The organism is Methylobacterium mesophilicum SR1.6/6 (assembly GCF_000364445.2).
GTDB classification, from domain to species: Bacteria; Pseudomonadota; Alphaproteobacteria; order Rhizobiales; family Beijerinckiaceae; genus Methylobacterium; species Methylobacterium mesophilicum_A.
In genome coordinates, this window is the sequence record NZ_CP043538.1 from 2,569,432 (window position 1) to 2,590,620 (window position 21,189).

At 70.5% G+C, this 21,189-nt stretch carries 20 protein-coding genes; 10 read left to right on the plus strand and 10 right to left on the minus strand.

From position 1 onward, the window contains the following. The first annotated feature begins 102 nt into the window (after window positions 1-102). On the plus strand, window positions 103-1,296 hold the full coding sequence (locus tag MMSR116_RS12215) for a sensor histidine kinase (RefSeq protein ID WP_010682867.1): 1,194 nt from the start codon (window positions 103-105) through the stop codon (window positions 1,294-1,296). Between the two features lie 83 nt (window positions 1,297-1,379). Here the strand turns inward: MMSR116_RS12215 and MMSR116_RS12220 are convergent, their stop codons facing one another. After that, the gene (locus tag MMSR116_RS12220; protein WP_010682866.1) at window positions 1,380-1,586 is read right to left on the minus strand and encodes a hypothetical protein; all 207 of its coding nucleotides are present in this window, start codon (window positions 1,584-1,586) and stop codon (window positions 1,380-1,382) included. A gap of 592 nt (window positions 1,587-2,178) precedes the next feature. Here MMSR116_RS12220 and MMSR116_RS12225 point away from each other — a divergent pair. After that, window positions 2,179-2,667, plus strand: coding sequence for a hypothetical protein (locus MMSR116_RS12225; RefSeq protein WP_158168868.1), 489 nt, complete (start codon window positions 2,179-2,181; stop codon window positions 2,665-2,667). A 143-nt stretch (window positions 2,668-2,810) separates the two neighbouring features. Here MMSR116_RS12225 and MMSR116_RS12230 read toward each other — a convergent pair whose 3' ends face one another. Further along, window positions 2,811-3,152, minus strand: a complete 342-nt coding sequence (locus MMSR116_RS12230; RefSeq protein WP_010682864.1) for an Hpt domain-containing protein — start codon at window positions 3,150-3,152, stop codon at window positions 2,811-2,813. Window positions 3,153-3,545: 393 nt separating this feature from the next. Here MMSR116_RS12230 and MMSR116_RS12235 point away from each other — a divergent pair, with 393 nt between their 5' ends. From MMSR116_RS12235 to MMSR116_RS12245, 3 genes are all read left to right on the plus strand, one after another. Continuing rightward, window positions 3,546-5,009 carry a sensor histidine kinase gene (locus MMSR116_RS12235; protein ID WP_010682863.1) on the plus strand — a complete coding sequence of 488 codons (1,464 nt, stop codon included), beginning with the start codon at window positions 3,546-3,548 and terminating at the stop codon, window positions 5,007-5,009. Next, on the plus strand, window positions 4,994-6,397 hold the full coding sequence (locus MMSR116_RS12240) for a sigma-54-dependent transcriptional regulator (RefSeq protein ID WP_010682862.1): 1,404 nt from the start codon (window positions 4,994-4,996) through the stop codon (window positions 6,395-6,397). The genes MMSR116_RS12235 and MMSR116_RS12240 overlap by 16 nt, the downstream gene beginning before the upstream one ends. Before the next feature lie 148 nt (window positions 6,398-6,545). Continuing rightward, window positions 6,546-7,871 carry an MFS transporter gene (locus tag MMSR116_RS12245; protein WP_010682861.1) on the plus strand — a complete coding sequence of 442 codons (1,326 nt, stop codon included), beginning with the start codon at window positions 6,546-6,548 and terminating at the stop codon, window positions 7,869-7,871. 96 nt (window positions 7,872-7,967) lie between these two features. Here the strand turns inward: MMSR116_RS12245 and MMSR116_RS12250 are convergent, their stop codons facing one another. Further along, window positions 7,968-8,183, minus strand: coding sequence for a hypothetical protein (locus MMSR116_RS12250; protein ID WP_010682860.1), 216 nt, complete (start codon window positions 8,181-8,183; stop codon window positions 7,968-7,970). 170 nt (window positions 8,184-8,353) lie between these two features. Between MMSR116_RS12250 and MMSR116_RS12255 the strand changes: the two genes are divergently transcribed. From MMSR116_RS12255 to eda, 3 genes are all read left to right on the plus strand, one after another. Continuing rightward, a complete protein-coding gene (locus tag MMSR116_RS12255) occupies window positions 8,354-9,475 on the plus strand; it encodes an asparaginase (protein ID WP_010682859.1) in 1,122 nt (373 codons plus the stop codon). A gap of 250 nt (window positions 9,476-9,725) precedes the next feature. Then, window positions 9,726-11,552, plus strand: coding sequence for a phosphogluconate dehydratase (gene edd, locus MMSR116_RS12260; protein WP_010682858.1), 1,827 nt, complete (start codon window positions 9,726-9,728; stop codon window positions 11,550-11,552). Window positions 11,553-11,574: 22 nt separating this feature from the next. Next, window positions 11,575-12,210: a bifunctional 4-hydroxy-2-oxoglutarate aldolase/2-dehydro-3-deoxy-phosphogluconate aldolase gene (eda, locus tag MMSR116_RS12265; protein WP_010682857.1), complete on the plus strand. Its 636-nt coding sequence runs from the start codon at window positions 11,575-11,577 to the stop codon at window positions 12,208-12,210. A gap of 210 nt (window positions 12,211-12,420) precedes the next feature. On the opposite strand, the gene MMSR116_RS12270 is transcribed toward eda, so the two are convergent. Together MMSR116_RS12270 and MMSR116_RS12275 are read right to left on the minus strand one after the other, a co-directional pair. Continuing rightward, window positions 12,421-14,532, minus strand: coding sequence for an ABC transporter ATP-binding protein/permease (locus tag MMSR116_RS12270; RefSeq protein ID WP_158168870.1), 2,112 nt, complete (start codon window positions 14,530-14,532; stop codon window positions 12,421-12,423). 152 nt (window positions 14,533-14,684) lie between these two features. Further along, window positions 14,685-15,005: a hypothetical protein gene (locus MMSR116_RS12275; RefSeq protein ID WP_010682855.1), complete on the minus strand. Its 321-nt coding sequence runs from the start codon at window positions 15,003-15,005 to the stop codon at window positions 14,685-14,687. A 307-nt stretch (window positions 15,006-15,312) separates the two neighbouring features. Between MMSR116_RS12275 and MMSR116_RS12280 the strand changes: the two genes are divergently transcribed. Then, entirely contained in the window at window positions 15,313-15,945 is a 633-nt protein-coding gene (locus tag MMSR116_RS12280) for a 2OG-Fe(II) oxygenase (RefSeq protein WP_010682854.1), read from the plus strand. A 22-nt stretch (window positions 15,946-15,967) separates the two neighbouring features. Further along, window positions 15,968-16,618 carry a hypothetical protein gene (locus MMSR116_RS12285; RefSeq protein WP_010682853.1) on the plus strand — a complete coding sequence of 217 codons (651 nt, stop codon included), beginning with the start codon at window positions 15,968-15,970 and terminating at the stop codon, window positions 16,616-16,618. Between the two features lie 25 nt (window positions 16,619-16,643). Here the strand turns inward: MMSR116_RS12285 and lpxB are convergent, their stop codons facing one another. From lpxB to lpxD, 5 genes are all read right to left on the minus strand, one after another. Next, window positions 16,644-17,807, minus strand: coding sequence for a lipid-A-disaccharide synthase (lpxB, locus tag MMSR116_RS12290; RefSeq protein ID WP_010682852.1), 1,164 nt, complete (start codon window positions 17,805-17,807; stop codon window positions 16,644-16,646). After that, complete coding sequence (locus tag MMSR116_RS12295) at window positions 17,804-18,667, minus strand: LpxI family protein (protein ID WP_085988017.1); 864 nt, start codon at window positions 18,665-18,667, stop codon at window positions 17,804-17,806. Before MMSR116_RS12295 ends, lpxB begins: the two co-directional genes overlap by 4 nt. A gap of 7 nt (window positions 18,668-18,674) precedes the next feature. Then, the gene (lpxA, locus tag MMSR116_RS12300; RefSeq protein ID WP_039892399.1) at window positions 18,675-19,493 is read right to left on the minus strand and encodes an acyl-ACP--UDP-N-acetylglucosamine O-acyltransferase; all 819 of its coding nucleotides are present in this window, start codon (window positions 19,491-19,493) and stop codon (window positions 18,675-18,677) included. Continuing rightward, window positions 19,490-19,966, minus strand: a complete 477-nt coding sequence (gene fabZ / locus MMSR116_RS12305; RefSeq protein WP_010682849.1) for a 3-hydroxyacyl-ACP dehydratase FabZ — start codon at window positions 19,964-19,966, stop codon at window positions 19,490-19,492. Before fabZ ends, lpxA begins: the two co-directional genes overlap by 4 nt. A gap of 160 nt (window positions 19,967-20,126) precedes the next feature. Then, window positions 20,127-21,185 (minus strand): UDP-3-O-(3-hydroxymyristoyl)glucosamine N-acyltransferase, encoded by a 1,059-nt coding sequence (lpxD, locus tag MMSR116_RS12310; protein ID WP_010682848.1) that lies wholly within the window; start codon window positions 21,183-21,185, stop codon window positions 20,127-20,129. Window positions 21,186-21,189 lie beyond the last annotated feature (4 nt).

A 21,189-nucleotide genomic window follows, 5' to 3' on the forward strand; every position in this document is an offset into this window, starting at 1 on the left:
GCCGCCCTGCTGCCGACTTCGCGTCGCCGCGCCGCGCGATCGATGGATCTCGGGCGCAGCGCCTCGCACGGGCGCTCCGCCGCGTGGACGAGGGGGCGGGCGATGGATGCGGGCCTCGTGTTGCCGCGAGAGGACGAAGCGGAGCTTCGCCTCAGCACGCTGGAATCGGAGAACATGCGCCTGCGCACGTTGCTGGCGCAGGCCACCGCGCAGGCCGACCGGGAGCGGCAGCGCAGCCGGCGGCTCGGCCGCATCGTCGAGGCTGCGAGCCGGATCGAGGCGGGTCGCCTCGCGGCCGAGCGAGCCGAGGCCTTCGCGCCGCCACGGCGGCAGGACGGCGTCCATCTCGTCCGCGGCGCCGCCAACGACTACCTGGAGCTCCTCGATCGCGACGGGCGCCTGATCACCGCCAGCGCCGATGGGCCGGCCCTGTTCGGCGCCGCGGACGACGCGGAGGTGATCGGCCGCCCGTGGATCGATATCTGGACGCGCCCGGAGGACCGGGCGGCGGTCGCCGACGCCCTGGTCAGGGCCCGCATGGGCGGGACGAGCCGCTTCCAGGCACAGCTGGAGACCGGTGGCGCCGTCCGCTGGTGGGATGTGGCGGTGACTCCGATCAGCGCGACGCCCGGATGCGCGGAGCGGATCCTCGCGGTCTCGCGCGACATCACCGAGCTGAAGCTGACCGAGGCCCGGCAGACCCTGCTCATGCAGGAACTCGCCCATCGGATGAAGAACACCCTGGCCCTGGTCCAGGCGGTCGCGGCGCAGACCATGCGCAACGCCCCCTCGCTGGAAGCGGCCGGCGAGGCCCTGGCGGCGCGGCTCCTCGCCCTGGCCCAGGCCCACGACGTGCTTCTCCAGGGCTCCTTCGCCCACGCCTCCCTCACGGCCCTCGTGGCCGGGGCGGTTTCCCTTCACGGGGACGGTGTGGCGGACAGGTTTCAGGTCGCCGGCCCGGAACTCACCCTCGGCCCACGGCACGGCATGACGCTGGCGCTCATGCTGCACGAGCTGGGCACGAACGCCGCCAAGTACGGGGCGCTCTCGGTCGCCGCCGGCCACGTCGGCATCACCTGGGACGTGGTGGATGCGGCGGACGGTCCGGCGCTCCGGTTCCGCTGGGAAGAGAGCGGGGGGCCGCCGGTGAGGCCGCCGACCCATACCGGATTCGGCACCCGGCTGATCGCGCGCAGCCTTGCCCACGGCTTCGGCGGGACCGCGCACCTGACCTATCCGCCGTCCGGCGCGGTGCTGACCTTCGAGGCGCCCCTCGGTGCCGTGACGGCGGGCTGATCGCCACCGCCGCGGCCATCGGCGCTGCGGCGGGACGGCTGGCGACCTCCCATCGCGCGATCGCCGGCCCGGCCGGCGGCCACTCAGCGATCGCGGCCGGGCTCCTCTCCATCCGTCGTCTCCGCAGGCCCATCGGACTCGGCACCTGTGGTGAAGAAATCGCTGATCGGCCTATCGAGAGCTTCGGCGAGACGCGTCAGCATCCGCATCTTGAGCTCGCGGCTTTGGGACGATCGATCAGCGATCACGAACGAAAGGCCCCGACCTTCATCCGTGTTGCGCTCACACATCCGAAGTTCCTGTTCACGATCGTACATAGCGAAAGCAGACTTGCATTAAACTATAAATCTGCGCTCGAAATACTCACATACGTTGCGAAATCGCTCGGCCGGCGCATGCCGCGATCGATACTGGATAAGGCGCGGCGGCTTTCGTTTAGAGTGCCGCTCACGCTCGACATCGGAACCTGGGAGGGCAGCCCTTCCCCGGCGGTATCCGGGCAGCCGCGATCATGGCGCGGGTCCTCGGATTCACCGGGGCAGAGGTGGGGGATGGCATCCCTCGATGTCGCCGCGGCGTCCCGCACGCGCGCCCCGCTGGAGGCCCTGCTATACGAACCCGGGCGACGGATCGCGGCTCCGCTCAAAGCGGAGTCGGGAGCTTTCCGACGCCACGGAAGCCGACGGTGCATGAGTTCGGGCCCGCGCCAGCGTGGTGCGGAGGTGACGGAGACGGGTTCATCCGGTGCGATCCCTGTTCAAGGCGCGCAGACCTAAGGCATGGGCAGTGCGGATCCTCGCTCTGCTCGGTCTCGTTCTGCCCGCGGCGTGCAACCAGGCCGGCGGGACCGCGCAGACTTGTCCGGCGGAAAGCGTGGATCCGATGTCGGCCGCCGCGCTGGAGCAGCGGATCGTGGCGGCCGCGCCCCTGGGCTGGAGCGTCGTCCGCCGCGCGGACGGAGCGGTGCCGTACGGCGTCGTGCCGGGCTCCAGCGGCCTCGAGCGCGGCTCGATCAGCCTGACGCTCGCCGGGCCGGAGCGCGTCGCCATCAGCGGCTATTACTGCGCGCACGGCACGTTCTGCGCGTCGCCCATCGACGCCCGCGAAGCCCTTGAAATCTGGATCATGCCGCTCGCCTTCGCCGAAACGGCAGGACCGGTCCCCTGGACGACCCGCGGCGCATCCCTGATCGCCCTCTGCCGCGGCCGGGCGATCTACGGCTTGGTGTCCCGGTACGCCGGTGACGACCTGGATTTCGACGGCGGCTTCACGCAGGCTTCGACGGAGACGTCTGAGATGCCGCTGCGAGCGGGCGACCTTGCGACCTCCTGGCAGACCTGGCGACAGGATCTCGCGGTGCTGTTCCGCTGATCCGAGGCCGCGACGGCCGACCCTCGATCACCCCGAAAGGCTGCCGTGAAGGGGCCCAGGTACCATCGGCGTCACGGGCGCCGCGAAGCGAGCTCGGACCGCCTCGGCACGCGGAAGGCCCGATGTCCGTCGATCCCGCGGATTCAGACCAGCGCGCCCACTTCAGCCCTCAGATCCTGCATGGCTGCGAGCGTCCTGTCGCGAAGCGTCCTGAGGTCGACCAGCGGAGCCGTCACGTCGTCGCCCGCCTTGACGGCCTGCTCAAGGCCGCGGCAGGCCATCGAGAATGCCGCGCAGCCGAGCATGCCCGACATCGACACGAGGGTGTGCGCCTCGCGTCCGTAATCGGCTGCCGCGCGGTCGGCACCGTCGAAAGCCGTGGCGAGACTGAGGACGAAGCGATCGAGAATGCGGACAAGCTTCTCCGTGCCGATCACGGCCGTCAACTCGTCGAGCGCCTCCTGATTCACGAGGGACTGTGACACCGTCCGTCTCCAGCTGCGAATCCGCCGTGCGATCCGAGAGCAGCGCGCCGTCGCGGCGCGTCGGGATCTGGATCGCGCGGCCTGGACGACACTCCTTGATAAAGATCGTTTAGCAAAGCTTAAGGCATCAGGCGAGCGTGCCGAGGAAAACGCGTGACGGTCCCGCGCACTGTGGCGATATTCACGACACCAGCACCACGTTTTCAACTCAAAGTTAAATTCGTTCTCTAGTCTACAACCGAATTGCTGGTTGCGCGGTTTTCGCAACTTCCGGCGCGCCGGGCTGGGTTGGCGATCATTGCTCAGGGCGACACGCGACGTGGCACAGGGCTCCGTCGTAAGACGGGAAGGACAGGGGCGAAGGATTTCAACCGTGATCGACCGGACGCGGCCGTGACGGCCTACAGCCTGCGGACCCGGCTGCTTGCCCTATGGGTGCTGCTGCTGGTCTCCGCCTTCGCAACAGCCTACCTGATGTGGGGCGTCTACAACCAGTCGACGGGCGTCCAGGTCGCCCAGGCGGAGATCGGGGTCGATCGGGCCTGCCGCGCGCTGGCCGACCGCTACGCTACCCTGGTCCGCCTGCGCGACGGCGGGACGATGGAGGGTGACATCCTCGCCGTGGTCGAGGCGGCGCTCGGCGCTTCTGCCGGTATCGAGGGCGGGATCTGGAGTTCCGCGGACGGTTCGATCGCGTACGCCTATCCCACCTACGAGGGCACCGGCCGGAAGACCGACCTTCCGGCTGCCGAGCAGGAAACGATCGCGGCCCTCAACGCACAGGCCCTGCGCGCCGACCGCGCGGTCTCCCTGCGCCGGCCGAGCCGCACGCAGGTGCTGCTGCTCCAGAGCTGCCCGCTGCACGGCCCTGAGCCAGGCCTCACCGCCTGGACGATGGGCCGTGCCCACGTCAACGAAGGCCCGACCTACACGCGCTTCGTGGCGGGCCTCGGAGTCCTGGCCGCGACGGTGCTCGGCTCTGCGGCCTTCCTCGGCTGGTTTCTCTACGGCTTCTCCGGGCGCATCGCACGGCTTGAGGCCGCTCTCGCGGCCCAGCGAACCGGCGACGAGGATCTGCCCCATCTGGAGCGCACCGGCGAGCGAGAGCTCGACCGTCTGGTCGAAGCCCTCAACGCTGCAGGCGTCCGGCTGAGAGAAGCTCGGACGCGGGCCGTGGCGGCCGAGCGCCTCGCCGCGGTCGGGCGCCTCGCGGCAAGCATCGCGCACGAGATCCGCAATCCGATCGCCGCCATGCGGCTTAAGGCCGAGAACGCCCTCGTCAGCGCCGATCCAAATCGAGCCGCCGCCGCCCTGGAGGTCGTCCTCGGCCAGATCGCGCGGGTCGACACGTTGCTGCGCGACTTGCTCAATTTGACCCAGGCACGCCCTCTGAACCGGATGCCGACCGCCGTAGCGCCGCTGCTCGCGGAATGCGCGCGACTGCAGGAGGATCTCGCCCGGGCTCGTTCGGTGCGGATCGAGGTCGCTGCCGTAGGGCTGCCCGGAACCGACCTCCCGCATATCGACCGCGCGCAGATCGCCCGCGCCCTGGATAACCTCCTGCTGAACGCGCTCCAGCACACGCCGCCGGACGGCCGGGTCTGCCTCGGTGCCGATCGGGTCGTGGTCGATGGCGGCGTCCGCCTCCATATCCGCGTCAGCGACACCGGGCGCGGCATCGAACCGGCGATTTACTCCAGCCTGTTCGAACCCTTCGTCACGACCCGGGCGGACGGGACCGGGTTGGGCCTTGCCATCGTGCGGGAGATCGCTCTCGCGCACCGGGGGGCGGTCGGGCTGGACGAGGCTGCTTCCGAGACTACGTTCCTGCTCGACCTGCCATGGCGACCATCCTGATCGTCGATGACGACCGGGCCCTGCGCGAGGGGCTCTCCGAGACCGTAGCCGACCTTGGACACACGCCCCTGCCGGCGGCGTCCGGCTCGGAGGCTTTGGCGCGGCTGGACGAGGCGCCCGTGGCAGCCGTACTCCTCGATCTCCGGATGCCGGGCGACCTCGACGGCATGGCCACGCTGGAGCGGATCTGCACGCGGCCGAATCGGCCGCCCGTGACCGTTCTGACCGCCTTCGCGAGCCCGGCCAACACCATCGAGGCGATGCGGCTCGGTGCGCATGACCACCTGACCAAGCCGATCGGCCGTGCCGACCTTGCCGCTGTGCTCGAAGCGATGCTGAAGACGGCTTGTCTGGAACCAGCCGCCCCGATCGAGCAGGTCGGCCATCAAGGCCTCGTCGGATCGAGCGCGGGCATGCGGCGGGTGCAGAAGACCATCGGCCTCGTCGCCGACACGGCTTCCACGGTGCTGATCCAAGGTGAGACCGGCACTGGCAAGGAGGAGGTGGCACGCGCGCTCCACGCCTCCGGCCGGCGGCGGACGCGGCCGTTCATTCCCGTGAATTGTGCGGCAATCCTTGGTGAGCAGCTGGAGAGCGAACTCTTCGGGCATCTCCGCGGAGCGTTCCCGGGGGCTGCCGGGGACCGGGCCGGGGCTTTCCACCAGGCCGAGGGCGGCACGCTGTTCCTGGACGAGATCGGCGACATGCCGGTCGCCATGCAGGCCAAGATCCTGCGCGTGATCCAGGATTGCGTCGTGACTCCCCTCGGCGGCCGGCCCGCACTGGTCGATGTCCGCCTCGTCGCCGCCACCCATCGCGACCTGCCGGCGCTGGTGACCGAGGGCCGATTCCGCGCCGACCTCTATTACCGACTCGCCGTCGTGCCCATCGCCCTGCCGCCCCTTCGCGAGCGCCTGGCCGACATCGTGCCGCTCGCCGAGCACTTCCTGGCCCCGTCGGGCAAGCATCTCAGCGGGAGCGCCGCATCCCGACTGCTCGGCTATGACTGGCCCGGCAACATCCGCGAACTGCGCAACGTCGTGGAGCGGGCGGCCATGCTGGTGCGCGGCGGCGCCATCACGGGCGGCGACATCGACCTGCCGGCGGCTCGGCCAGAACGACGCAGCGAGGACGGTATCCCACAGGATTGGCTGAACGGCGACCTGCCCGGAGCGGTCGCGCGGCTTGAGCGGACCATGATCGCCGCGGCCCTCCGAGAGACCGAGGGCAACCGTGCCCGCGCCGCTCGCCGGCTCGGCATCCAGCGGCAGCTCCTGTACGCGAAAATCGAGCGCTACGGGCTCGGCGCGCCGGGTGGCGAGATGTCGGGAGACGCGACATCCGATGTCGGGATTCCCGACGTTTCCGGGGATAGCGACCGGGGGTAAAGCCTTCCTCGCGAAGAGTTTCGCGGCGAACCGGGGGCTGGTCGAGGCTCGACGGGAACCGATCGGGCGGGCGAGCGTCAAGCACCGCGTGTGACCGTGCGGCCCAGATCGGAGCCGTGCCGGGCGTCGATCGGGGGATCGCGGCAGGATGGACAGGATCGAGACAGGCGCCAGGTCGCGCGCCGACGGCACCCGGGCGCCGTCCACGAAAGCCCTGCGGGGCCTCGACGCTTTGAATTTCTTCCTCGCCGACGTGCGCGACGGTCTCGGCCCCTATCTCGCGATCTACCTGATCGCCGTGCGCGGTCCCGATCAGGGCTGGAACGAGGCCACGACCGGCCTCGTCATGACTATTGCGGGGATCCTCGGCCTCGTCGCCCAGACGCCGGCCGGCGCCTTGATCGACGCCACCAACCACAAGCGCGCCGTCGTGATCGGCGGCGCCATCGCGGTGACGGCGAGTTGCCTCGTCCTGCCGTTCATCTCGAACTTCTACCTTGTGACCGCCACCCAATCGATCGCCCATGTCGGCGGCACCATCTTCCCGCCGGCTCTCGCCGCCATCACGCTGGGCCTCGTCGGCCCGAAGATGTTTGCCAAGCGGATCGGCCGCAACGAGGGCTTTAACCACGCCGGCAACGCGGTCTCGGCCGCGGTCGCCGGTGGCCTCGCCTACTTCTTCGGGCCGGTGGTGGTGTTCTGGCTGATGGGCATCCTGGCCGCGCTCTCGATCGGCGCGATGCTGATGGTGCCGGCCGACGCCATCGACAACGACCTCGCCCGCGGCATGACCGAGGGCGAGGTCGAAGTGCAGGACAGGCCGTCGGGCCTCGCCACCCTGCTGCAGAACCGGGCGCTCCTGCTCTTCGCGGTCCTCTGCGCGATTTTCCACCTCTCCAATGCGGCGATGCTGACCTCGGTGGGCCAGCTCCTCACGCATCTGTCGGGCAAGGACCATGCGACGTCGCTGATCGCCGTCTGCATCGTGGCGGCCCAGTGCGTGATGGTTCCGGTGGCGATCTTCGTGGGAGCCAAGGCCGACGCGATCGGCCGCAAGCCGATCTTCCTAGCGGCCTTTGGGGTGCTCGCCCTGCGCGGCGTGCTCTACACGCTGTCGGACAACCCGTTCTGGCTGGTGGGCGTTCAGCTCCTCGACGGGATCGGCGCGGGCGTCTACGGCGCGCTGTTCCCGATCGTCGTGGCCGACCTGACCCGCGGCGGCGGCCGCTTCAACGCCGCCCAGGGCGCGGTGGCCACCGCGCAGGGGATCGGCGCGTCGCTCAGCGCGACGCTCGCCGGGGTTATCATCGTGTCGGCGGGATATTCCACCGCGTTCCTGGCGCTGGCGGCCATCGCGGCGTTGGGCTTCGTCCTCTACCTCGCGTTGATGCCCGAGACCCGCAGCGCGGCGGCCGTCGGCAGCGAGCCCGAGAGCGGCACCGGCCTGCCGCCGGCAGTGCCAGCGAGCGCCTAGGCGGCGTTCGCACAGACTGCCTACTAGGCGGGCGCTGCGAAGACGATGGGGGCGGCGGCGACCAACTCCATCAGGGCCGGTGCCGCTGTCTGCACGTCACGGCGTGATGGCGAGGGAAGCCTCCGCCGGCGTGGTCACGGCGACAGCCTCCGGCGGCGCCTTGCGCGACACGTAGTAAAGGTCGACAGCGTGCCAGAAGGCGCCCTGCTCTTCGGCAGACCGGCGGGCGAGCGAACCTTCGAGGATCGCCATCGCGGCCCGCGCGGGCTCGCTCCGCTCGAGTTCCTCGAGCAGGCCAGCGAGATGCAGCATGGGGCTTACCTCCGAACGGACAGCAACCCCCAATAACGCCCGAGCTTGCGTAACGATCCGTCCCGCGATGCGCGTCGGCGTCCCGCACGATCCTTGCCTCGTGCGGGCACGTGGCTACCATCGCTTCGTCGAGTCCGACTCGCTTATCCCTCAACCGTCGAGGATCACCGATGTTCTCAAGCCGAAGCGGCGCGGCTCTTGCCACACGCGGTGCGGTCTTGGCCGCGGCCCTGGCCGGCGGACTCGGGGCAACCCACCTCAGTGCCCGCGAGATGCCGGAGGCCGACACCACCGTAGCCGCGAGGAAGCCGAACGTCGTGATTCTCGCCACCGGCGGCACGATCGCCGGTGCCGGCGCGGATGCCGCCAACAGCGCGACTTACACGGCCGCCAAGGTTCCGGTGGACAAGCTGATCGCCGCCGTCCCTCAGATGAGCACTGTCGCCAATGTCCGCGGCGAGCAGGTCTTTCAGATCGCGTCCGAGAGCTTCACGGATGCGCAGCTCGTCCAGCTGGCCAAGCGTGTCTCGCAACTCCTGAAGCAGGACGACGTCGACGGCGTGGTCATCACCCACGGCACCGACACGCTGGAGGAGACCTCCTACTTCCTCGATCTCGTGGTGAAGAGCGACAAGCCGATCGTGGTGGTCGGCTCGATGCGGCCCTCCACGGCAATCTCGGCGGACGGCGCCCTCAACCTCCTCGACGCCGTGACGGTGGCGGCCAGCAAGGAGGCGATCGGCCAGGGCGTCACCGTGACGATGAACGATTACATCCAGTCCGGTCGCGACGTGAACAAACGGACGAACGTCGTGCCCAGCGCCTTCTACAGCCAGTGGGGCCCGCTGGGCATGGTGGTCGAGGGCAAGACCTATTTCTTCCGCTCCCTCTCGAAGCGGCACAACGCGAATTCCGAGTTCGACATCGATCAGATCGACAGCCTTCCGCTGGTGGGCATCGTGTACGGCTCGGGCAACATGATCCCCGGCGTCTACGACGCGGAGGTACAGGCCGGCGCGAAGGCGATCGTCAACGCCGGCACCGGCAACGGCTCGGTGCCGGGCTACCTCGTCGACAAGCTGAAGGACATCCGATCCAAGGGCACGATCGTGATCCGCTCCTCCCGGGTGCCGGACGGCTTCGTCCTGCGCAACGCCGAGCAGCCCGATGACAAGTACGACTGGGTGGTCGCCCATGACCTGAACCCCGCCAAGGCCAAGATCCTCGCTGCCGTGGCGCTCACCAAGACGAGCGACACCAAGGAGCTGCAGCGCATATTCTGGGAGTATTGAGGGGCGTCGATGCGGAGGTTCGGGATCCGCGTGTTCCCCTCCCTCTTGCGGGAGGAGAAGGCGCCTCTGCCAGAGGTGTGTGACGCTGCAAGCCACCTGAGGGCGTAGGAGGGCGCGTCTAGCACCGCTTCGCCCGGGTTACATCGCGCAGCGCACCGCCTAGATACCCGCCCAGCGATGCGGTCGCGGGCCTGAGCCGACTCCTGGCACCAGCCCCGCGCCTGTCCGCACCAAGCCTGGAGGAACGAGCATGACCGAGCTTCATCCCGAGGTCGCGGCGGTCACCGAGCGCGTCGTCGCGCGCTCCCGCGAGACCCGGCGCGCCTATCTGGACCTGATCGCCCGCGAACGCGAGGCGGGGGTCCGGCGCGGCAGGCTCGCCTGCGGAAACCTCGCCCACGGCTTCGCGGCCTCCGGCGAAGACAAGGCGGCGATCCGCGACGAGCGGACGGTGATGAACGTCGGCATCGTCACCGCCTACAACGACATGCTCTCGGCCCATCAGCCCTACGGGCGCTATCCGGACCAGATCAAGCTGTTCGCACGGGAGCGCGGCGCCACCGCGCAGGTCGCGGGCGGGACGCCGGCCATGTGCGACGGCGTCACGCAAGGCCAGACCGGCATGGAGCTGTCGCTGTTCTCCCGGGACACGATCGCGCTCTCCACGGCGGTCGCCCTGAGCCACGGCATGTTCGACGGCGCGGCGCTGCTCGGCATCTGCGACAAGATCGTGCCGGGCCTGCTGATCGGGGCGCTGCGCTTCGGCCACCTGCCGACGATCCTGATCCCGGCCGGGCCGATGCCGTCGGGTCTCGCCAACAAGGAGAAGCAGCGGATCCGCCAGCTCTACGCCGAAGGGAAGGTCGGCCGGGCGGAACTTCTCGAATCCGAGTCGGCCTCCTACCACGCGGCCGGAACCTGCACGTTCTACGGCACCGCCAACTCCAACCAGATGATGATGGACATGATGGGCCTGCACATGCCGGGCGCGTCCTTCATCAATCCCGGCACGAAGCTGCGGCAGGCCGTGACGCGGGCGGCGATCCACCGGCTCACCGAGATCGGCGGCGCCGGCAACGATTACCGCCCGCTCGGTCTCTGCGTCGACGAGAAGGCGATCATCAACGCAGCCGTCGGCCTGCTGGCCACGGGCGGATCCACCAACCACGCGATCCACCTGCCGGCCATCGCCCGGGCGGCCGGCATCGTGATCGACTGGGAGGACATCGACCGGCTCTCCAGCGCCGTGCCGCTGATCGCCCGGGTCTATCCGAACGGCGCGGGCGACGTGAACCATTTCCACGCCGCCGGCGGGATGAGCTTCGTGATGGCCGCGCTGCTCGATGCCGGCCTGCTGCACGACGACATCCTCACCGTAGCGGGCCAGTCCCTGCGCGACCACGCCCGCGACCCGAGGCTCGACGGCGAGGAGCTGGTCTTCGAGGACGCGGTGGCCGAGAGCCTGGACGACACCATGCTGCGCCGGCCGACAAACCCGTTCCAGCCGGATGGCGGCATGCGGCTCGTGAAGGGGAATCTCGGCCGGGCGACCTTCAAGACGAGCGCCGTCGAGGAGCACCGCCGCACCATCGAGGCCCCGGCCCGGGTTTTTTCGGATCAGGACGAGGTGCTCAAAGCCTTCAAGGCCGGCGAGCTGGAGCGCGACGTCGTGGTGGTGGTCCGCTTCCAGGGCCCGAAGGCCAATGGCATGCCGGAGCTGCACAAGCTCACCCCGCCGCTCGGCGTGCTGCAGGACCGCGGCCACAAGGTCGCCCTGGTCACGGACGGGCGCATGTCGGGCGCGTCGGGCAAGGTGCCGGCCGCCATCCATCTGAGCCCCGAAGCGCTCGGCGGCGGCCCGATCGGGCGGATCCGCGACGGCGACATCGTCCGCCTCAGCGCGGCCGACGGGCTGCTGCAGGTTCTGGTCGACGACGCGGAATTTGAGGCCCGCCCCGTGTCCGAGGCGCCGCAGCCCGCACAGGGCACCGGGCGGGAGCTGTTCGCGTTCATGCGTCACGGGGCCGACACGGCAGAGCGGGGCGCCTCGGCGATGCTCGCCGCCGCCGGCCTCTGAAACCAGCAGGGAGTTGCCGACCATGAACGATCTGACCAGCATCGACGCGCTGATGCGCTCCGTGCCCGTCATTCCGGTCCTGGTGATCGACGACGTGGCCCAGGCGCGGCCCATCGCGGAGGCCCTTGTGAAGGGCGGCCTGACCGCCCTGGAGGTCACCCTGCGCACCCCGGCCGCCCTCGACGTCATCCGGGAGATGACCCGGGTCGAGGGCGCGGTGGTCGGCGCCGGGACGGTGCTCAACCCGCGCGACCTCGACAGCGCGCTGGCGGCCGGGGCCGAGTTCATCGTCTCGCCGGGTCTCACGGAGCCGCTGACCGACGCCGCCAAGGCCAACAGGGTGCCCTACCTGCCGGGTGTCGCCACGGCGGCCGACATCATGCGCGGCCTCGACCACGGCCTCGACCGGTTCAAGTTCTTCCCGGCCGAGGCCGCGGGTGGGATCAAGGCGCTGAGGGCGCACGCGGCGGTGTTCGGGCAGGTGCGGTTCTGCCCGACGGGCGGGATCACCGAATTGAGCGCCCCTGACTGGCTGGGGATCCCCTCGGTGCTCTGCGTCGGCGGGAGCTGGGTGGTGAAGCCCGGCACGCCGGATCCAGCGACAATCGAGCAGGCGGCTCGGGCCGCCGCGGGACTGCGGAAGGCGGCCCAAGGCTGAACAGCCCGTGCGGGCTCCCTACCCCCTCTGCGGGGGAGGGTGGCCCCTGCGTCAGCAGGGGTCGGGAGAGGGGAACCCGGGTTCAGGAAAGGGCGCGACCGGCACAACGGACAGAGCGCAATTCTGCACCGTCGCTCCCCTCTCCCGACCCGCTTCGCGGGCCACCCTCCCCCGCAAAGGGGGGAGGGAGAGCAGCGGACAGGGTGCGCTCTACTCCGCCGGCAGCGGCTGCCTCTGGTCCCTCGGAATGAAAACCCCTCCCTCCGGCTCCAGCGTGATGCGGCGGTCGTGGAAGGCGTCGAGGGTCGAGCGGTGGCCGATCGACACGATCGTCGTGCCGGGTAGGCGCTCCCGCAGCATGCGGTAGAGCGCCGCCTCGGAGGGCTCGTCGAGGGAGGCCGTCGCCTCGTCGAGGAACAGCCATTCCGGCTTGGACAGCAGCGCCCGGGCGATGGCGAGCCGCTGCTGCTCGCCGCCCGAGAGCCGCCGCTCCCAGGTGTCGGTCTCGTCGAGGCGATCCACAAGATGGGTGAGCTGCGCCGCGGTCAAGGCGTCCCGGATGGCCGCATCCGAGAATTGGTCGGTGGTGTTCGGGTAGACGACGGCGCCCCGCAACGTGCCCTGCGGGATGTAGGGCCGCTGCGGCAGCAGCAGTGCCGATTGGCCGGCGGGCACGTCGACCCGGCCCTTGCCGAAGGGCCAGATTCCCGCGATCGCCCGGAACAGGGTCGACTTGCCCGAACCGGAGGGACCCGTGACCAGCGTCGCGCCGCCGCGCGGCAGCGTCAGGGTCTCGGCGGTGACAATGGGGCGCCCGTCCGGGAGGGCGAGGACGAGTCCGCGCCCGGTGACGTCGCCCGTGCTCTCGTTGCCCTGGACCAGACCGTAGCCGGCGTTCTCCAGCGCCTCGGCCTTGGTCATCGCCCGGCGGAAGGAGCCGAGACGATTGGTGTTGGCCTTGTAGGCGGCGAGTGTCGTGTAGGAGTCCACGAAGAACGAGAGCGAGCTCTGCACCTGGCTGAAGGCCTGAGAGGTCTGCTGGAGGGCGCCCAGGGTGATCTTCTTGGCGAAGAACGAGGGCGCCGCCAGCACCATCGGGAAGATCACGCTCGCCTGCCGGTAGCTGAACGTGAAGGCGATCAGTTTGATGCGGCGGAAGATGATCCCGATGTAGTTGTCGATGACGCTGTGGAACAGCGTCGCCAGCCGCGAGGCCTCGGCGCGCTCGCCGCGCAACAGCGCGATCTGCTCGGAATAGATGCGGTTGCGGGCGAGCGCGAAGCGGAAATCCGCCTCCACCCGCTCCTGCCGGAAGTCGAGCCCGATGAGCGGACGGCCGATCAGGTGGGTGAGCCACGTGCCGACCACCGCGTAGGCGATCACCAGCCAGACCAGGAAGCCCGGGATCACCGCATCGGTGAACGGCACGACGAAGTCGCGCGACAGGGTCCAGAGGATCACGATGAACGAGACGAGCTGCGCGGCTTGGCTCAGCAGCCGGATCGACAGCGTCGTGGTCTGCACGATGAAGCTGTTGACGTCGGCCTGGATGCGCTGATCCGGGTTGTCGGCCTCCTCGTCGGTGAACGGGATCCGGTAATGCGTGCCGTTGCCGAGCCAGCGCTCGTAAAGGCTGTGGGTCAGCCACGTTCGCCAGCGGATCAGCAGCGAGGAATCCACGAACAGGTCGAACATGCCGATGGCGATGTTCAGCGTGGCCAGCGGCACGAACACCCAGAGGAGCTGGTACCAGAAGGCGTTGGCGTCGTACTCCTGCAGGGAGTTGTAGATATCGCGGTAGAAGAAGTTGAACCGCAGCGTCAGCGCCACGTCGGCGAAGTTCACGAAGATCGAGAGCGCCACGAGGTTGCGGCCGATCCGGCCCTCGGTGGTGCCGAACCAGCGGAACAGGCCGATCTCCTTGGTCGGCTTGTCACGGTTGGCGAAATACGGGTCGGCGATGTTGGTGATGGCGCGGATCGGCTCGAGATACGAGATGCCCAGCACGATGGCGGCGAAGACCACCGCGCCGGTGGCGGCGAAGGCCGGCGGCAGGAGGGCCGCGATCACCGGCGGCAGCAGGCCCATGGCCGCGATGGTCTTCGATCCGGCGAGCAGCAGGTAGCCGACGCCGTAGACCGACACGAAGACCTTCAGGTAGGCCGAGATGCCGTTCGAGGCGATCAGGATCCCGGCAAGCGCGAAGCCGGCGAGCGAGACGTAGAGCGGCGGGCTCGGGATACCGGGGAATGCCAGCAGGATCAGCGCGGCCAGGGCCGTGAGCACGGCCTGGATCCCCAGTCCGGTCCTGAGTGCTGCCACGCGTCGATCCCCCATCCCGTCCGCGCCCGGCAGGGGGCGCAACCCGGCGGCCTTGGCCCCGGGTGATGGCGAGATAAGGGCACGTGGCCCGCGCTGTCGCGTGAAACTTTGGTCACGTTCCGTGCGTGCGGCGATTTACACCGGCTGCACGCCTACCAGTTCCACTCTTCGAAGCCGGGCTCGCGGCAATGATAGCCGATCGGGCATTGCGGATTGTCGCGGGTCGGCACGAAGCGCAGCTCGGCGATCTCCGAGCCGCCGCAGCGGCCGGGCCCACTGACGAAACGCTCCGGAGAGCCGCCGGTGGCGATCACCACGTCCCCCTCGCCCTTCACCAGCGCCATCGCCTCGGCGCAGGTCATCCGGGCCGTGGGCGACGACCCGCGCGGCGGCCGCGACTGGGCGAACGCATCCACCCCGGTCGCGACGGCGGCAAGGTGGGCGCACAGCAGGGCGAGGACCAGCGGCCTCATCAACAACGGGTTCCAACACGCGCCCGGGAAGAATGCCCACGAGCTCGGCGCCATCCTGCACAAGCCGGCGGCCCGAGACTGTCACCGGAATGCGCCACCGGGCCGCTTTCGCCGTGGGACCGCCGCAATCGGCGGATTATGAGATTCCCGGGACCGCCGTGCGGGGCCGCGCCGGCGTGAGCGCGGAGGTTCGGCGCAGGCGGCCTCGGCATGCCCCGCTCGACCGGCCTTCCGGCACGCGTCGTGGCGTGCGGCGGGCCGGAGATCGCCTGCCGGAGACGCCAGCCGGAGCCAAGGGACCCCCACGATGTCCGCCCTCTCGATCCTCGACGTCTCGGCGGTGCGCGCCGCTCCCGTTTCCCGCGAACCCTACGCCTACGCGCTCGGCACCAACGTGCTGAACCCGGAGGCGATCGACGACATCCGCCGCGACTTCCCCGACATCGCCAAGCCCGGCTACCTCACGGTGGATGAGGTGGCCTTGAAGGGTCGCTTCAAGGCGCTGATCGACGAGCTGGAGAGCGACGCGTTCTCGGAAATCCTCGGCGAGAAGTTCGGAATCGACCTCGTCTCGTGTCCGCGCCTCACCACGATCATGCGGCGCAGCCAGCTCAAGTACGGCTCGATCCACACGGACGGCCCCTCGAAGGTGTTGACGCTCCTCGTCTACATGAACGACGCCTGGGACGCCCCGGCCGCCGGCCGGCTCCGGGTGCTGTACGACGGGCGGAACTACGAGCCCTTCGCGGTGGAGGTGCCGCCCACCATGGGCACGATGTTCGCATTTCTGCGGGCGGACAATTCCTGGCACGGTCACGAGCCGTTCGAGGGCGAGCGGCGCGTCGTCCAGGTCGCGTGGCTCAAGGACGCGTCGGAGCTGGAGCGCAAGCGCAAGCGCAACCGGACGGCTCAGTTCCTGAAGGGGATCTTCGGCCGCTGACCGGACGACCGGGGGGGTGACCATGGGGGCATTGGTGCTGGCGGATCCAGCCGGCGGGACGCGTCCCGGCTCCAGGCGTCGCTACGCCGTGCCGGTTCTGCTGATCGCCGGCTGGCTCGGCCTGTTCGCCTACAGCGCGGCCTACCTGACGGAGGATCTGCCGTTCCGCAGTCCATCAGTCGGCGCGGCGCCCTCCGTCGATATGCCCTCGGAGCAGCAGGCGGCAGCCCGCCGCGTGGTCCTGCTGGATGCACCCGCGCGCAGCGCCCCGGAGTCGTCCGTTCCCGCACCCGCACCGGCCGACCCGGCGGCGGCACCCGCTCCACTCGCACGGTCCGCGCCGGCGGCCGCCGGTGCCGCGGTCAGTTCCCCGACGAGTGCAGAGTATGTCGGCGTCTGGGGTCCGACGCCCGGAGCCTGCGGAGCTCCCTCGCGGCGGCGCGGCTACATCCCCGCGACGATCACCCCGGATCACGCGAGGGCCGGCCGAACCCTCTGCACCTTCCACGACACGCGCCGCACCGGAAACGCCTGGGTCACGGCGGCCGACTGCACCGATCGTGGCCGGCGCTGGTCCTCGCAGGTTCGCCTGACGGTGGACGGGGACCACCTGACATGGTCGAGCAGCCGCGGCAGCACCACCTACGTGCGCTGCGGCCGACGCACAGGCTGACGTCGTCCATCCGAGTTCTGCGGCCTCACCGTCCCTCCGACGCCCGGAGGACGATCCGCGCGGCGGCGCGGCTCGGCGTGTCGTCGTCCGGGAGCCTCATCCGCCCGTCGATCCGGGCGAGGGCGGCGAGCTGCGCGTCGCGGGGAGCGCCCTCCGTCAACAGGGGCAACAGCGCCTGGGCGAGGGTCGTCGGCGCGCACTCCGCCTGGACGAATTCCGGCACGGCGTTCTCACCGAGGATCAGGTTCGGCAGCACGATGCTGGGGACCTGGATGAGCCGGCGGGCGATGAACTCCTCCGTCCGCGAGACCTTGTAGGCGACGACCATCGGCACGCCCGCGAGCGCCAGTTCGAGCGTCACCGTGCCGGAGGCGGCGAGCGCCGCGCGGGCGCCCCGGAACGCGGCATATTTCGGCGCCTCGCCGGTGACGATCCGCGCCGGCACCGGCCACGCCGCCGCGAGGCGCTCGACGAGACCGCGGTGGCGCGTCACGGCCGGCAGAACCGCCTCGACCGGATGGGCGCCACACACACGCTCCAGCACCTGCCCGAAGACCGGCATCAGTCGCTCGATCTCGGACCGGCGCGACCCGGGCAGCACCACGAGGCTGTGCGGGCCGGCGTCGCGGGTGCGCTGCTCCGGACCTCCCGGGCGCAGCTCCGCGAGGCGCTCGATCAGCGGGTGTCCGACATAGGTGCAGGGCGGTCCGCCCAGACGCAGATGCGCGTCCGGTTCGAAGGGCAGGAGCGCCATGACATGGTCGATGAAGGGGCGCATGCCCTTCGCCCGCCAGGGGCGCCACGCCCAGACGCTCGGCGAGACGTAATCGACGATGGGGATGCCGGGCGCCGCCTTGCGCACCCGCCGCGCCACCGCGTGGGTGAAGCCGGGACTGTCGATGATCACCAGCACGTCCGGCCGGGCGCGCACCGCCGCTGCCACGGTCTCGCGGATGCGCCGCAGGAGCGTCCGGGCCCGGGCGAGCACCGGCAGGTAGCCCATGACCGCCACGTCATCGAGGGGGAACAGGGAGACGAGCCCGGCCTCGGCCATCGCCTCGCCGCCGACGCCGCCGAAGGTCGTGTCCGGCGCCGCCGCGCGCAGCGCCCGCATCAGCTTGGCGCCGAGCTGATCGCCGGAATCCTCGCCGGCGACGAGCCAGATGGTGCGGGACCGGGCGGCGCTCACGGGGCGCTGCCGTAGCCGACGACGAACAGCCCGAGGCGGTCGGCCTCCGCGGCGGTGGCGGCCCGGTCGATCACCAGGGTGCCGCCCGCCTCCAGCGCGAGGCCCACGCAGCCGGCTTTCGCGGCGTTGCGCACCGTGCGCGGCCCGATCGCCGGCAGGTCGACGCGCAGGTCCTGACCGATCTTGGGTGCCTTCACCAGCACCGTGGCGGGGAGCGGACGCCCCCGACCGAACGGGCGGCGTCCGAGGGCGCGTGCGCGGGCGAGCATCCGGTCGGTACCTTCGGGGCCCTCCACCGCCAGCACCCGTTCTCCCGCCACCGTGACGGCCTGACCGAGATCGTAGGGTGAGAGTGCGTCCAGGACGCCGCGGCCGGTGCGGATCGACGCCGCCGCCGCCGCATCGGGTGAACGCCGCCCGATCGGACCGTCCGGGCAGAGCAGGTCCGGCGCCGCCTCGTGGACGCCGAGGACCCGGTGCCCCTCCTCCTCGACGAGGGCCAGGGCGGCGCGCAGGAGGCGGTCGTCCCCACCGCCCGCGATCGCCCGCAGGGCCTCGCGGTTGCGCAGCGCCGCGCCGGCATTGAGGATGGCGGCCGGGCTCGGGCGGGAGACGCCGCCCGCCGGCACAACCACGGCCGGCCCCCAGCGCCGCAGCAGCTTCAGGGTCGCGGCGAGGTCCAGGAGATCGACGGTGGCGTCGGCGCTGGCCCGCAGGGCCTGCCCGGTGAAGCCGCGCAGGGCGATCACGCGGAACGGCCGTTGGGCCCGGCGCAGGGATTCGGCGACGAGTTCCGGCAGGCGCCCGGCCCCGGCGATGAGGACGAGGGCCTCTCCGGGCGTGGGATCGGCCGGCACGATGCGCCCCTCAGGCGGCGCTGATCGGGGTCGGCACCTCGCGCGGCGTGCAGATCGAGCGCTTGCCACCGCTGCGGATGAAATCGAGGATCTCCCGCACGGCCGCGTGGGACTCGTAGGTCGCGGCCACGTCCTCGACGCGCTCCATCAGCGTGCCCTCCGGGGCGAAGAGCAGGCGGTAGGCCCGCCGCAAGGCGTGGATGTCCTCCCGGGCAAAGCCGCGCCGCTGCAGCCCGATGATGTTGAGCCCCGACAGGGTCGCCCGGTTGCCGAGCACCATCCCGTAGGGAATGCAGTCGTTCTCCAGGCCCGAGAGGCCGCCCACGAAGGCGTGCGCCCCGACCCGGGCGAACTGGATCACGGCGGCGCCGCCGCCGAGGATCGCGTAGTCGCCCACCGAGCAGTGGCCCGCCAGCATCACGTTGTTGGAGAAGATCACGTGATCGCCGACCCGGCAGTCGTGGCCGACATGGGAGTTCGCCAGGAAGGTGCAGTGGTCGCCGACCGTGGTCTCCAGGCCGCCGCCGCTGGTGCCGGGATTCATGGTGACGCCCTCACGGATCAGGCAGTCGGACCCGATCGTGAGCGTGGAGGCCTCGCCCCGGTATTTGAGGTCCTGCGGCGGGTGCCCGATCGACGCGAACGGGAAGATCCGGGTGCGGGGCCCGATCGTGGTTCGGCCCGCCACCACCACGTGGCTGTTGAGCTCGCAATCCGGACCGAGCACGACCTCGGGCCCGACGTGGCAGAAGGGACCGATCCGGCTCCCGTCGCCGATCGCGGCGCCCGGCTCGACCACCGCGCTCGGATGGATGAAGGGCGCGCTCACTCCGTCACCAGCATGGCGCCGATCTCAGCCTCGGCCACCAGCGTGCCGTCGACCCGGGCCTCGCCGCGGAACCACCACATGGTCCGGCGCTGGTTCGTCTTCTTCATGTGGAAGCGCACCTGGTCGCCGGGCGTGACAGGCTTGCGGAACTTGCACTTGTCGATGGTCATGAAGAACACCTGCTTGGTGCGCAGCTCGTCCGTCCGGATGTGACGACAGCAGATCGCGCCCGCCGTCTGCGCCATGCCCTCGATCAGGAGCACGCCGGGGAAGACCGGCAGCTCCGGAAAGTGCCCCATGAATTGCGGCTCGTTGGCGGTGACGTTCTTGATGCCGACGCAGGATTCGTCACCGTCGATCTCGACGATGCGGTCCACCATGAGGAACGGGTAGCGGTGCGGCAGCAACTCCAGCAATGTCTGGATATCGGCTGTGCCCAGCTCACCGCCGGTCTCGCGCGCCGCCTCACTCATCTGAATCCGCACCTCGACGTGCCGCTCCGGGCGGCCTGACCTCCGGCCGCCGACGGCGAACGGACCGCCCTCTTCGGAAGAAATCGCCGGAAGCGCAAGACCTTCCGGACCGGTCGGCGACACAGCGGGAGGCGTGCGGCACACATCGGCGGCCTGCGTCTCAGGCCTCGTCGTCCGCCCCGGCCTTCCCGGACCGCTCCGCGAGGCGGGCCAGCGTCGTCAATTCGCGGAACCACGCGCGCACAGGCTTGGCGGGCGTGCCGCCCCAGCGGCTGCCCGGGGGCACGTCCCGATTGACGTTGGAGGAACCCGCGATCTGCGAGCCGCGGCCGATCCGCAGATGGCCGACGACGCCGACCTGCCCGCCGAGGACGACGTAATCCTCCAGCGTGGTCGAGCCCGAGATCCCGACCCCCGACACGATCACGCAGTGCCGGCCGATCACCACGTTGTGGGCGATCTGCACGAGGTTGTCGATCTTGGTGCCCTCGCCGATGACGGTGTCGCGCGAGGCGCCCCGGTCGATCGTGGTGTTGGCGCCGATCTCGACGTCGTCCTGGACGATCACCCGGCCGACCTGCGGCACCTTCAGATGGGTGGCGCCCATGGCGAAGCCGAATCCGTCCTGGCCGACCCGGGCGCCGGGGTGGAGGATCACCCGGTTTCCGAGGAGCGCGTGGCTGAGGGTCGTGCCGGCCCCGATCGCGCAATCCCGGCCGATGCGCACGCCGGGGCCGATCACCGCGTTCGGGCCGATCACCGTACCGGCTCCGATCTCGGCGCCCGGCCCGATCACCGCCCCAGGATCGACCGTGACCCCCTCTTCCAGCCGCGCCTCCGAGTGGACATGGGCCCCCGGCGCGACGCCGCGGGCTGCGAATTGCGAGCCGGGACGGAGCGCATCGGGATGCAGGCGGCCGAGCAGCGCCGCGTAGGCGCGGTAAGGGTCGCGGCTGACGAGAGCGATCGTGCCGCCGGGACAGCGCGCCGCGAAGCGCGGCGAGACCAGACAGGCGCCGGCCCGCGTGGCGGCGAGGGCTTCGCCGTAACGGGCGTTGTCCATGTAGGCGAGGTGCTGCGGGCCGGCGCTCTCGAGCGACGCGGCACCGGCGAGCCGGTGCTCCGGATCCGCCCCTTCCGGAAGGGCCGCGCCCGCGGCGGCCGCTATCTCGGCCAGGGTGAGGCCAACGGCAGCAGTGAAGAAGACGGGATCTGACATGCGC